Raw genomic sequence first — 13,140 nt, forward strand, 5'->3', positions numbered from 1 at the left:
TTTCTTCATTTGTGGTTCTTCATTTGTGGTTTTAAGAGCGCGCTTTACATGTAAATTCCATGCCTTGCCAAATATACAGGCGGTTTTAACGCCAGACTTAATTATTGCGCGTAAAGTTCCATCTTCCGATGCTTTTTTATCTTTGCGACGCGTACATCCAAATGCTGTAAGTTTTGCGCGTTTTAGAGGAGATTTTTTCATTTGTTCAAAAAACAAATCATCCTTAGGACCGGACCCGGGCCAACCTCCCTCAACGTACGAAACGCCAAAAGAGTCTAAAACTTTTGCTATTTTTATTTTGTCTTCCGTTGTAAAAGATATTCCGACTCCTTGAGAGCCGTCTCTTAACGTAGTATCAAATATTAGTATCTGTTTCATAGTTCTCCTGAATTGGATCTCGATTGTTTGCCTGCAACCGTCAAAATTAGACAGTGATGTTTTTATTCTCCTTTTTATTCTCTTTTCTCTGAAAGGGGTGGCGACAAGGCGATCAGTCGTTAGCCTGTCATGCATGGTACGGAGAGAGATAGATTGTTGTGGATTCTTCAAACTTTCGGCTTTCATACAACTACTCGACGACTGGGGTATCTTCTTTGACGATAGTTAAAAATCTTTCACGCGCTTGTCGCGATTGCATCATCGTTTTCTGCAAAAACATTATCATTTGCAACATCACCGCCCGGTGCTTCTTCCAAGGAAGTTTCTTCAACGGTGTTTTTTTCAATTGCACTATTAGTTTGCACAATTCTTGCTTTTTCCAAGTGACTTTTGTACACAGGAATAGCCACAACACTCAAAATTCCTATTATTGCAATCACTATAACGACCTCTATTAATGTAAATCCTTTTGAATTTGTCATAAATCCTCTGTCTCCTTACTTCTTTTTAGAAAGCCCAAAACCTTTGTGAAGTTCTTCAACTGCTTTTACCATATCAAGTTCGTCAACAATGCACGATATTTTAATTTCACTGGTAGAAATCATTTCAATATTTATGACTTTCTTATGTAGTATTTCAAACATTTTTCCTGCAACACCGGGGTTACTTTTCATTCCTATTCCCACTATAGAAATTTTTGCAACATGCTCGTCAAAAACAACTTGAGGGGTTTTAAATTCATGAGCTATTTTATCAAGTTCTGTATGAGTTTTTTTCATCTCCGCTTTGCATACTGTAAATGAAATATCATTTTTTTTATCTACGGCTGCGGATTGCGTAATCATATCCACGTTAACGCCGATTTTTGCAAGTCGGCTGAAAATTTTTGCAGCCACACCCGGAATGTCCGGCAAATCTATCATTGTAAATTTAGCCTGATCTTTGTCGAAAGCTACTCCCGAAACTAGCAATGCTTCCATCTTTTTCCTCCTGATTTTTTGTTCACTTGTAATTATAGTTCCTTGTTTTTCGCTGAATGTGCTTCTTGCATGTATTTCAACTCCAAACTTTTTTGCCACTTCTACGCTTCGCGACTGCAATACTTGCGCTCCGGAATCTGCCATTTCAAGCATTTCATCGTAAGACAGGTAATCGAGCTTTTTAGCATCCTTTACCACTCTGGGATCGGTTGTATATACGCCTTCAACGTCAGAATATATTTCACAGGAATCAGCTTCTAAACCGGCAGCTAAAGCAACAGCTGTTAAATCTGATCCACCTCTTCCTAATGTAGTAATGTCTCCTTTAGAGTTCAACGCTTGAAACCCAGCAACTATAACGATATTATTTTTAGTAAGTTGCACTTTTATTTTTCGAGGATTAACTTTTTTAATTCTTGCGCGGGTATAATTATCATCTGCTAAAATTCCGGCTTGAGGACCCGTCAGGGAAATTACTTTTTCGCCCATGGAGTCAAGTGCCATTGCAAGTAACGATATAGAAATCATTTCTCCGGTTGCAAGCAACATGTCCATTTCTCTTGCGAGAGGGTTTGACGTAATTTTAGTCGCCATTTCAAGCAAATCGTCGGTTGTATCTCCCGGCGCTGAAACAACAGCAACAACTTTATTGCCGGCATTTTTTTTTGCAACGATTTTCCCCGCGACATGCTTCATCTTGTCAGCATCCGCTACAGAAGACCCGCCAAATTTCATTACCACAAGAGACATCTTATGATTCCTCCAAAATATCACGATATATTTTTACAGTTGTTGTGCCATTCTCACCCCTCTTTTTTATTCCTCTTTCTCTGAAAGAGGTGGCAACAAAGCCGCCGAGGCATTGGGGTGGCAGTTGTTAGTCTGTTGTGTGAGAGATAGGTTGTTGTGGATTCTTCATTTTGTTCAGACAACCAAATCTTTCGTCTATCATCAATATTGAGTACACCGAAATACCTAGAAAAAGAATTCTTCAAGTTTTCTGCTTTCAGACAACTAGTCGACCTGATAGAGTATCTTCTTTGACGACACTGCAATAATTATTTTTCTCATCATTTTTGATTAACTATATATTGAAAGCGCTCTCGACATCAAAATCTAATATATACGATTTTGCCTTAACACCTTCATTTTTTCATCTCTTTATCACAGCTTTTTGAACATTTACAATATCTTTTTTTTCGCAAAAAACGATAAGAGTAGGTCTGAACCTGAAAGACACGACCCATGAGCAGTCGCTTCCAAAGCAACTTCTAAAACTTCGCTCACAGCGTGGATCATTTTCCCTATATATAATTGGTGAGTCTTATCTTCCATAGTCTGTTTTAATAAAGGATAATCTTGGCAACAAAAAGCCGCTATGAGAAGAGCTCCTCTCGATGTATTGAAAACAACATCTTTTAAACTTAAGTTTTTAGGCAAAACTTGTCTCGAATGCTTTGTTCGTAATCAAAAGACGGAATACATAAAACAACTTTAAACTCCGAGAGAGGCAGTTGTACCACGGTTCCGTGATATCCGCCTTCATTTTTTGATGCATACACATAATCTACTGTAAATCGCAGGGACAACGTTATCAGGATGTCCTTCAATCTTGACGGCTAAATCTGCAATTTGTGATTTGTTAAGTTTATTTTTACATATACATTCATTTCCACTTTTCTTTGCGGTATTTTACTGCACCGCCTGAACTTCTTTAACTTCAGGCACTGCTTGTTTAATTGCACTTGTAACACCGTACTGTAAAGTCATTGCTGCCATAGGACAGTCTCCACATGCGCCTGTAAGTTTTACTTTTACAATTCCATTTTCGGTTGTGTCTATTAATTCAACATTTCCGCCATCTGCTTGCAAATGAGGTCTTACTGTCTCCAAAGCCTTTTCTACTTTTTCTTTTAATGTCATATTCTATCTCCTGTTGCATTTATATTTCTTTAAAAAACGCGCCCAAGAGGAGTTGAACCTCTAACCTTTTGATTCGTAGTCAAACGCTCTATCCAATTAAGCTATGGGCGCACTAAAATGGTTTTGTTGCAATGAAATGCCGCCAACGAGCATTGACTTTATATAGGATTTTACCCATTTTGTAAGTTCTCATTGCAAATCAACAACAAAACTGTTACACTTATTATTATACATAATTTCATTACATAATTAAACTAAAATGCTAAAAAATCCTATTTAACCTTTAAAAGTAAAACTTATAAGACGTTTTGTCTAAAAGCGTTAGTTTTGATAATTAACACATCTCAAAGGTGCCTTTAATTCTACCGTTGCATTAGCAACTTGAATTTGCCGTTAATTATAAATGAACCGTTGACATTATTTTGTATGCCAAAAACCCCATTTGGTCAATTCTTACAACTTTACCTTAGGCTTTTAACGTTTATTTTGATGTAGTCAACAACGTTGAAATGTTCGTGAGGTTTGAATTCTGTGTAAATTTCTTCAGTGATTTTTGTGTTTGAATGTCCGAGACTTTTACTAGCCATGTTTAGACTTCCTCCACCGTCTTTTATCCTTGTAGTGTAGGTATGTGTCTGTCACTGTGTAAAGACAGCTCTTTTGCTGGAAATCCAAGCCGTTTAAACAGTGTCCTAGTGTATGCGCTTAATTCTGCAGGGAACAACCGACTATATCCAAATTTAGTAAACAAGAAGAAGTTTGATTTGCCTTCCCCATATTGCCACATCTTATGCAAAATATCTCTGTATTCAGAGTGTATCGGGACATCTCTCTCAGAGCCTTTTGTTTTCGGCTCCCAGCCAAGTTTTGGCTTGCTTCTTATCTTTAGATAATCTCTTTCAATTTTAGGATTCTTAGACCACACAAAATCTGACCGTTCAAGGTAGCATATTTTCGCAGCCCTTAACCCGTGCCATATTGATAAGATATGCGCTCCAAGCTGTGGGAATGTCGTATTATCTAAAATCTTTTGTATTTCTTCATCTGTGAAAGGTCTTTTTTCTTGACTGTCTATCTCAGGGTAGTTATCAACTAAATCATAATAAGTGGAGTAATTTTTCTTGTACTCCTCATAAAATTGTTGTATTGATATGTCTCTTTTAAGAAGTTTCTTTTTATCAGTGTATTCGTTAAGTGTTTTCTTAGCCGCAAATTCCTCTGCAACTTGCTTGTCAGGACTTATAGGCTCTGACACCTGTTTTCTTACTCTGTTACCGTTCTCATCTAAAACGGTAATCCTATAGCCTACATAATAAATCTTCCCTCGTTTGTAAATGAACGCCACAAGCAGGTTTCCATATCGTTCGTATTTTACTTAGTTCCTTGATTTTGGTTTCTCAAACCATATATTTCCTAAGAAACTGATGTCTAGCTTCTTTTTTGGGAATAAACCAACAAAAAACTCTACTAACCCACTTTGGCAAAACTTTAAATCTACCTTCATATTGTTTTTGCATCACGTTTTTCAAGAAGCAGTTAACAAACGGAGTTTGACCAGCATAATACCACCAAAGCTCGCTACCGATTCTGCTGTTTATTTCCCAAGGTTTACCACTAGCAGCATAATGAATAATTCTTGCGCTATTATTATTATCATTATTAAGATTATAATAAAGCGGTAAAAACAATATATTGTCAGCACAAGTTATATTAATTATATCTTGGTCGATGTACGGAAAGTCCATATTGATAAGCTCGAACCATTTTTTATCCATGTTATCTTGCCTGATTTTTTTAAGATTGAGTATCAAAACCCCAGAATTTATATATTGTCCTTTATTGATTATGTCACACAAACCGTATTCACTATATAATTTCCTTATTTTCCTTCGTAAATTTTTCGTGTTTTTATCAAACTCTCCTACCCCTGCTACATAATATTTACTTACATCTATCTTATCCAATTCCTGCAAATCATCATTAAAAATTAAGTCAATATCCGTATATATAATTTTATCTAAATCAGGTAGTAGGTTAGGTAATAAAAGTCTATAGCAAAGTGCTCTTCTTCTTGCAGACTCTACGCCGTCCAGCTGGTTTGTGACAGTAAGAAAGTTTATCATCGAGAGAGGCGAATATTTCTTTACTTGTGCCTTTAAAATATTTTTCTTCGTTTGATTCATCGACGCTGGAACAACACAGTAAATGTTGTAACAGCATTTTTCTTCTGCCGTACACAAAAGACTAGTGATAGTAACACCAGCTTGCATCCAATAATTTTCATCAAAACAAAACGCTATGTTAATTGGGTTTGTCTTTAACTTGTTGTTTGTATCAGCATAAACACTTTGAGGATTTGAAACAAACCAAAGAAACACTAGTGACAATGTTAATGCAATTACTTTTTTCATAGCTAAACTACTCCTTTTTATGATTTTCTTTCTTAAACTCAATTTCAATTTGTATCATTTTTCTGCTTTTAAAGAGGTAATTCTAACTTTGACTTGTATCATTTTTCTTATCTTTTTCCAGTAATTCCACTTGAAGTTTCAAAATTTCTATGATCTGCCGTATTGCTTACCGCATTGTTGTTTCCTTGTAGTACATTGCTATTGTTGTTCCCGCTTACACTATCATAAAATTCAAAATCAAGACTATTATCTGCTGCTGATTCAAAAACAGCGCACGACTTCTTACTCCACTTTACGCATCTGTTTGTTGCCATAACCCCCTCACCATATCACTTTTTATTGTTGTAAATCGCTTATAAGATTTCTGTTTGAGTTTGTGATACAGGATATTCAATTTTGAAATGTGATTTATACAGAATGGCAACAACAGCGACGTAATATATATCTAATTCCCATATACCGCGTATTTTTTATAAATTCTGCCATTCATCATTTCTGCTGTGCGCTGCGTCATTATATTATCATCAAGAACCCACGAAAGTTCGCAATGTTTATATCCTAATCTAAGAGCGTTTTTTAAACCCTTTTCGTACATAACAGCTTCTATACCCTTTTGTCTGTATTCTTTTACAACACCCATAACCATAAGTCTTAAACTGTCAATTTTTTTTCTGTAATATAGAAACTTAAAAATCCCTGTAGGAAGTAATCTCCCATTCAATCTCTTCAGCACCTGATTATAATCAGGCAAAGAAATAAGCATCCCAACGGGAGCGTCTGCAACTGTAGCTATTATCACCATCTCAATATCTATGAGCCTTTTTAACTTTGAAGCGATCGCTGCAAATTCTCCGTCGCTCCACGGAACAAAACCCCAGTTTTTCTCCCAAGCGCGGTTGTATATTGATATTGCGACTTCTAAATCTTCTTTATATGAAGATTTGCTTATATTTCTAATTTTCAACATAGGAAGTTTCTTTTTCGCCATAGCAACAACTCTTTCAAGTCTGTCGACTCTTGCATCATTTGTAACATCCATATCGTAAGCGTAAAGTTTTTTTACTTTTTTAAGACCGGATTGTTCTGCAAGATGCAAATAATACTCAGGAGTATATGGCATCATAAGACTTGGAGCAAGATCAAAACCTTCTAACAAAAACCCATACTCGTCGTTTGTAGAAGGATTCATAGGACCAATCATTTTATGTATGTCCTGCCCCTCAAGCCATTTTTGCACCGCTAAAAAAAGCCCTTTTGCAACTGTAGCATCATTTATACATTCAAAAAAACCAAAAAACCCACACTTATCATCTTGAAAAGATACATAATTGTAATCTATTATTGCCACAATTCTACCAACAATATTGTTATCGTTATCATAAGCCAAAAAAAGCTGTCTTTTTGCATGTAACCAAAAAGGATTTTTATCTTCAGAAAGGATTTCTACTGCATCGGCAATTAGAGGCGGAACCCAAGGACTAGATTTTGAATAAATTCTCCAGGGGAACCGTATGAACTGCCTCAATTGTTTTTGAGTGTCTGCTTTAACTATGACCATTTTATGAATCCTTAAATACTAAGATATTATGCCCAACTCTTTTCCGATCTTCTTAAACTTTTCAAGTATAAAATTCAAATCAGAATCAGAATGCGTAGCCATATAACTTGTTCTTATTATAGCCTGTCCTTCACGAACTGCGGGAGTTACAACTGGAGAAGCAAACACGCCTTCATCAAATAGCATTCTCCACATTTTAAACGCAACCAAATCTTCGCCAACAGTCAAAGGAATAATAGGAGACTGCGAATTATTTGTATCGTATCCCATAGATTTAAAAGCGTCTTTCATTTTGTTCGAAATATCTATTAATCTTATTCTTCTTTCAGGTTCGGCAACAACTAAGTCCAAAGCGGCATCAATTGCCCCAACGCACGCCGGCGGAAGACTCGCCGTAAAAATCATAGTTCTCGCATTATGCTTAATATAATCTATAACTTCCGTTTTACTTGCAATAAAACCGCCTATCGAAGCCAAAGACTTAGAAGCTGTCGCCATCATTACATCGACATCCTCTTCCATGTTAAAATGTTCGCCTGTACCCTTGCCATTTTTACCTATAACGCCCAAAGAATGAGCCTCGTCAACAAAAACTCTTGCTCCATATTTTTTTGCAAGTTTTGAAATTTCAGGAAAATTTGCAATATCGCCTTCCATACTAAAAAGTCCGTCAACAACAATCAATATGCCCTTGCCTTGATGTTTTACAAGCTGTCTTTCAAGATCTGCCATATCGTTGTGCCTAAATCTTGCCATGTCGCCAAAGGACAACCGACAACCATCAATAATTGAAGCATGATCTAATTTATCAGTAATAAAAACTTCGCCCTTCCCAACTAGACAAGAAAGAGCACCCAAATTTGAATGATGACCTGTGGTAAAAAGAATAGCGTCTTCTTTGCCTACAAATTTCGCAAACTTTTTTTCAACTTTTTCGTGTAAGTCATTAGTACCGTTAAGAAATCTCGAGCCTGTGCAAGACGTACCATACTGCCTTGCTGCGAGAATAGAAGCCTCAATAACTTTAGGGTGATTTGCAAACCCTAGATAGTTATTGGAACAAACTACTACTTTTTTCTTACCGTCGATTACAATTTCCGGTCCCTGCTCAGATTCAACTCTGTGAAAATATGGATAGAAACCTGTTTTTTTTAGATCATTTACTACATGAAACCCAAAACACTTATCGAAAACGTCCGCGCCCATTTATATTCTCCTCTTTCACTGGATACAAACTAGAAAAATTTATTCTCCAAATACCAATTGTACGTTATTTTAGAAGCAACTTCAAGACTCGTAAATTTTAGATTTAAATCGTTTTCTGCAGGTTTGGTATCTGCAGTCCAATATTTTTGAAGCATTTCTGTAATTTTTTGACCATTCAAAACGGCAGGTTTTTTTGTTATACGGGAAATTGTTTCAGCCATCAACCCTGCAATTTTAAAAATAAAGTCAGGAATAGGAAAAGGAATTGCCTTAATGCCAACGGAAGACGCTATAATACTTCCTATATCCGACCACGTATATGCATTAGAATTCGCAAGATAATAAGTATTATTGTCGCTTTTTTTGTTTTCCAGACATGCCAGGACTGCTTTTGCCACATCTTTTACATAAACAAGATGTAAAAATCGTTTTGTTAACGTCAATGGTCTTAAATGTTTGTGAACCAAATTAAAAAATATAAAAATATCTTTGTCTCTGGGACCATAAATCGCTGCTGGTCTTAAGATTGTGTATGGCACTTTTCCTGAAAGCGTTTTTTTAATTTCTACTTCCGCTGTAATTTTGCTTAAACCATAATCAGAAACGGGATTTGCTTTATCTGATATTTTTTTTGTACCGTCCACACCTGCAGGACCCATAGCTGCCTGAGATGAAATGAACACAAACTTTTTTAAATAAGGATTATTTTTTATGATCGCTTCGCACAAATGTTTAGAATTATCGACATTGGCTCTAAAATATTCGTCTTTAGTCATTGCGCGCACAACCCCCGCGCAATGTACAATGCCATCAACATTTTGAACAGCTGTTTCTAAAAAATTTTTATCATTTAAATTGCCGTACCTGTACTCAAGCGGCAAAATTTTTATCCATTTTAAATTTGACGTTTCTCTTACTGCACATATAACGCGATGATTTTCTTCGAGCAATGCTTCAACTACATGACTCCCTACAAAACCGTTTGCGCCCGTAACCAAAATTTTTAACACAAAATATCCACCTTTATAATCAAACAATTTCATATATGTGCGTTAATTTTTAAAATTCTTTGACGATTGTCTTATTAATGTTGATTCTCCATATTGACGAGGACCAGTAACAACTATTACCGAAAAATTTTATCAATTTTATTACATTAGCTTCTATTAAACGATTGATGTATATTATTCGCCCCTCTTACGAAGGAACAACGATAACGCTCCATATGTTATTTATAAATTCTTTCCCCAATGTTCTGTTATATCTTTCTATGTATCCGTTTATCTTTGGACATCTTGGATAGCTAAATAATTGTTGTATTTTCTCTTCCTTTAGTATTTTACTAAATTTTTTCATATTCTCATGCCTATTGTCGTTTTGCCACTTCCTTATTTTGTATGGATTCTTCTTAAATTGTCCATAAAATGCTCCACATCCATACTGTTTAATTGTCTGTAGTATAACGACATTGCAAATCGCCTCACAACATCCACTTGCATTGTGAAACTGTACCCTCACCCTAAAAGGCGAGGCTTCCTATAACGACAACGACTCGGCACAATTTAGCGCATTGCTTGAGTATGTCTTCTTATCATTTCCTCATCTGTATGTAAATATCTTAAACTTGCACTTAATATGTCCTAGTCCATATACTCTTTTTCATACAGAAACTATGTCTTTTCTTACGAGGAGAGTGTATCTTTCACACAAGAGAGACGTGCCACTCATTTTCATTTTTCAAGAATTGGAATGAGTGGCACAAGTTACATAAAGAAACACCCAACATAAATTAATAGCTTCATGCGTAAGAGGAACATCCTAATTTAGAAGATGAGGAAAGGATGAAAAGGATTGAAAATAGGAACAGGCGAGACTAAAATCGAACATCTACCTCTTGAACCGTATTAGAGTCAACAATCAATCCAAAATCATATTTTTCTCTTTTAAATCAGAACAAATTTCGTTATAAACTTTATAAATCCTAATTTCTGAAAACAATTCAGATTGTTTTGCAACAATCTGTTTATTTTTTACAAGTTCCAAAACAGCCATAAAACAAACTATAAGAGCAGTTTTAGTGTTTTGCATTTTTAATATTTCAGTAAAAGAAACATACTGCTTTCCTTCTAAGACATCAAGAATCTCTCTTATTTTTGTTTCAATCGGAATTTCCTGATACATAATTTCTTTTATGTTTTCAGGCAGAGCAGTCAGCGCTTTACGAAAACTATTCATCAAGTCAAAAATTGTAGCGTCTAAAACAAAATCTTGTTTGCTTATAACTGTAGCAGTTCTATAATAAACTTGAGATGCCTCCATAATTTTATATGACAAAAGTTTTCCAACTTCTTTATATTTCTGATATTCAAGCAATCTATTTTTAAACTGATCTAAAGTATCATCCTCCTCTTGATTGTCTTTGTTGCTGTCTGACGGAAGCAAAGCTCTAGCTTTCATCTGCATAAGAGTTGATGCCATAACAAGAAATTCCCCAGCAACACTAATGTTTAAATCTTTCATCAAATCAAGATATGTAAGATATTCAGCAGTTATATCAGCTATTTTTATCTCGTTAATTTCAAGATCATTTTTTCTTATGAGGTGCAAAAGAAGATCTAAAGGTCCTTCAAATGTATCGAGATGAATATCATAAACCATACTAATCTGAACCTTTACCGTTAAAACTTTAACGCGTGACGAATTTCCAACATTGTTTTTTGCGCTGTTTCCATAGCATTCTGGTTTCCAGTATTTATTACATTGCGCAAATATATCTTATTCGATATTACGGCTTTTCTCTTTTCAGCCAAAGGCTTCATAAATTCAGAAAGCATCTCCATTAGTTGCTTCTTACATGCTACGCAACCCATTAAACCGTCTTTGCACTCTTCTTCTCGTTTTTTATATTCTTTATTAAAAATTTCATGGAATGCAAAAGCAACGCAGCCGTCAGGATGTCCCGGATCGTCTTTTTTTATTTTCAAAGGGTCTGTAAACATATTCCTAACTTTCTCTTTTAAAACATCGTTTTCTTCTCCAAGAAAAATCGAATTGCCATAAGATTTTGACATTTTTCTTCCGTCAAGACCGGGAACTCTTGCGGATTTGGTAAGTTGTTCTTTAGGTTCGATTAAAACGTTACCGTAAAAATTATTAAATCTTCTCGTTATTTCGCGAGCAAATTCCAAATGCGAAAGTTGATCCTCTCCAACGGGAACAGTATCGGCTTTGTACAACAAAATATCTGCTGCCATTAAAACAGGATAACCTAAAAAACCGTAATTATTAAGATCTTTATTTTTGATTTCTTTTATTTGATCTTTGTATGTTGGGCATCTTTCAAGCCAACCCAAAGGCGATATCATAGAAAGTATTAAAAACAATTCGCTATGTTGCGGCACCATAGACTGTTTAAAAATCACAGTTTTTTGGGGATCTATCCCAGCAGTAATCCAATCTGCAACCATTTCCAAAGTATTTTCATCAATTTTAGAAGTATCGGCATAATCTGTAGTTAAAGCATGCCAATCCGACGACATATAATAACAATCACACTTATCTTGAAGAGCAATCCAATTTTTTAAAGCGCCGAAATAATGACCTAAATGAAGTCTCCCGGTAGCACGCATACCGGATAACACTCTTTTTTTCATAAATAATCTCTCATAGTTATAGCTAAACAACCTTACAAAGCAATACCGCTAAAACAAGGCAACGCCGCTAAAAATTGTTACAAAAAAATTTATCACGGAATATATAAAACGCCAAATCATTCCTGACGAAAGTATCAAAAATAAAATTATCATACAAAGAAACGGATTTGAATTCATTAAATCTAAGTATATTGTAGCAACACTACTAGGCAAAAAATACGCTATGACTTTTGAAGCATCTAAAGGAGGAAATGGTATTAAATTAATAACAGAGAGAGTAACATTTACTTTAAGCATTATGTATAGAAATGGTTCCAGCAATCCACCAAACCCAGCTTCAAAATCAGGGATTGCAAATATGAGACGTATCCCTAGACCAGAAATAACTGCAAGCAATATATTTGACAAAGGACCTGCAATAGAAATAAGAGGGACATCTATTTTGGGATTTTTTAAATTGTTGTAGGTTACTGGCACAGGCTTTGCCCAACCGAAAAGAAAGGGCGCTTTCATAACTAACAGTGTTACCGGAAGAATAATGCTTCCAAACAACTCTACATGAGGCAAAGGATTTAGAGTAATACGCCCAAGCATTTTTGCAGTATCGTCGCCTCTTAGGTGAGCGACGTATCCATGAGCAACTTCGTGAATAACGCCTGAAAAAAGAAAAACTACAACATATATGAATGTTAACATTGGCAACCTTTATTAACTACACCAATCTCACTCAGACGACTCATTCTATGTTTTTTGAATTTCTTTGTCAATAAATTATATCGGTTATGTCGCCGCAAAGTTAAAAATGGACTGTTTTTTGAAAGGAGTGCAAGATTAAAAGAGGACTATATACAATGATTTAATCCGTAATAAGGGGGGGGGGTACAAAACTATGTATCGAGAAGAGACAGACTAATGCGTTTCAGAATAAAGAACTTAGAGAGACAAGTAAGAACTTTGCATGAATATTGGGATATGTTTTTTAAGAAGGAAGAAGCAAGTAAGGAAGAGTCAAGGTTTGCTAAATACAATCC

The 13,140-nt window shown here is 35.5% G+C and carries 15 protein-coding genes, 1 tRNA gene and 1 pseudogene; all 17 read right to left on the minus strand.

The genetic code is table 11. The features are described 5' to 3' along the window. A pseudogene (locus LE180_RS03900) lies at window positions 1–378 on the minus strand (citramalate synthase); the annotation flags it as partial. 236 nt (window positions 379–614) lie between these two features. Next, window positions 615–860, minus strand: a complete 246-nt coding sequence (locus LE180_RS03905) for a prepilin-type N-terminal cleavage/methylation domain-containing protein (RefSeq protein ID WP_374134165.1) — start codon at window positions 858–860, stop codon at window positions 615–617. A gap of 15 nt (window positions 861–875) precedes the next feature. Then, window positions 876–2,108, minus strand: a complete 1,233-nt coding sequence (locus tag LE180_RS03910) for an aspartate kinase (RefSeq protein WP_374134166.1) — start codon at window positions 2,106–2,108, stop codon at window positions 876–878. Between the two features lie 432 nt (window positions 2,109–2,540). Further along, window positions 2,541–2,798 (minus strand): hypothetical protein, encoded by a 258-nt coding sequence (locus tag LE180_RS03915; RefSeq protein WP_374134167.1) that lies wholly within the window; start codon window positions 2,796–2,798, stop codon window positions 2,541–2,543. A 252-nt stretch (window positions 2,799–3,050) separates the two neighbouring features. Then, window positions 3,051–3,281, minus strand: a complete 231-nt coding sequence (locus LE180_RS03920) for a NifU family protein (RefSeq protein ID WP_374134168.1) — start codon at window positions 3,279–3,281, stop codon at window positions 3,051–3,053. 37 nt (window positions 3,282–3,318) lie between these two features. Then, window positions 3,319–3,392: transfer RNA gene (locus LE180_RS03925), tRNA-Arg, on the minus strand. Window positions 3,393–3,742: 350 nt separating this feature from the next. Further along, window positions 3,743–3,868 carry a hypothetical protein gene (locus LE180_RS03930; protein WP_374134169.1) on the minus strand — a complete coding sequence of 42 codons (126 nt, stop codon included), beginning with the start codon at window positions 3,866–3,868 and terminating at the stop codon, window positions 3,743–3,745. A gap of 23 nt (window positions 3,869–3,891) precedes the next feature. Next, on the minus strand, window positions 3,892–4,626 hold the full coding sequence (locus LE180_RS03935; RefSeq protein ID WP_374134170.1) for a hypothetical protein: 735 nt from the start codon (window positions 4,624–4,626) through the stop codon (window positions 3,892–3,894). 52 nt (window positions 4,627–4,678) lie between these two features. Continuing rightward, a complete protein-coding gene (locus tag LE180_RS03940) occupies window positions 4,679–5,692 on the minus strand; it encodes a glycosyltransferase family 8 protein (RefSeq protein ID WP_374134171.1) in 1,014 nt (337 codons plus the stop codon). Window positions 5,693–5,799: 107 nt separating this feature from the next. Continuing rightward, on the minus strand, window positions 5,800–6,006 hold the full coding sequence (locus LE180_RS03945) for a hypothetical protein (protein WP_374134172.1): 207 nt from the start codon (window positions 6,004–6,006) through the stop codon (window positions 5,800–5,802). A 131-nt stretch (window positions 6,007–6,137) separates the two neighbouring features. Continuing rightward, window positions 6,138–7,250 (minus strand): hypothetical protein, encoded by a 1,113-nt coding sequence (locus tag LE180_RS03950; RefSeq protein WP_374134173.1) that lies wholly within the window; start codon window positions 7,248–7,250, stop codon window positions 6,138–6,140. A gap of 18 nt (window positions 7,251–7,268) precedes the next feature. Continuing rightward, a complete protein-coding gene (locus LE180_RS03955; RefSeq protein ID WP_374134174.1) occupies window positions 7,269–8,456 on the minus strand; it encodes an aminotransferase class I/II-fold pyridoxal phosphate-dependent enzyme in 1,188 nt (395 codons plus the stop codon). A 29-nt stretch (window positions 8,457–8,485) separates the two neighbouring features. Then, entirely contained in the window at window positions 8,486–9,499 is a 1,014-nt protein-coding gene (locus tag LE180_RS03960; protein ID WP_374134175.1) for an NAD-dependent epimerase/dehydratase family protein, read from the minus strand. A 154-nt stretch (window positions 9,500–9,653) separates the two neighbouring features. After that, complete coding sequence (locus tag LE180_RS03965) at window positions 9,654–9,812, minus strand: hypothetical protein (RefSeq protein WP_374134176.1); 159 nt, start codon at window positions 9,810–9,812, stop codon at window positions 9,654–9,656. 561 nt (window positions 9,813–10,373) lie between these two features. Then, window positions 10,374–11,114: a ScpA family protein gene (locus LE180_RS03970; RefSeq protein WP_374134177.1), complete on the minus strand. Its 741-nt coding sequence runs from the start codon at window positions 11,112–11,114 to the stop codon at window positions 10,374–10,376. Window positions 11,115–11,134: 20 nt separating this feature from the next. After that, window positions 11,135–12,109 (minus strand): tryptophan--tRNA ligase, encoded by a 975-nt coding sequence (gene trpS, locus LE180_RS03975; protein ID WP_374134178.1) that lies wholly within the window; start codon window positions 12,107–12,109, stop codon window positions 11,135–11,137. A gap of 48 nt (window positions 12,110–12,157) precedes the next feature. Then, the gene (locus tag LE180_RS03980) at window positions 12,158–12,805 is read right to left on the minus strand and encodes a site-2 protease family protein (protein WP_374134179.1); all 648 of its coding nucleotides are present in this window, start codon (window positions 12,803–12,805) and stop codon (window positions 12,158–12,160) included. Window positions 12,806–13,140 lie beyond the last annotated feature (335 nt).

This window comes from Candidatus Endomicrobiellum pyrsonymphae (genome assembly GCF_020328025.1).
GTDB classification, from domain to species: Bacteria; Elusimicrobiota; Endomicrobiia; order Endomicrobiales; family Endomicrobiaceae; genus Endomicrobiellum; species Endomicrobiellum pyrsonymphae.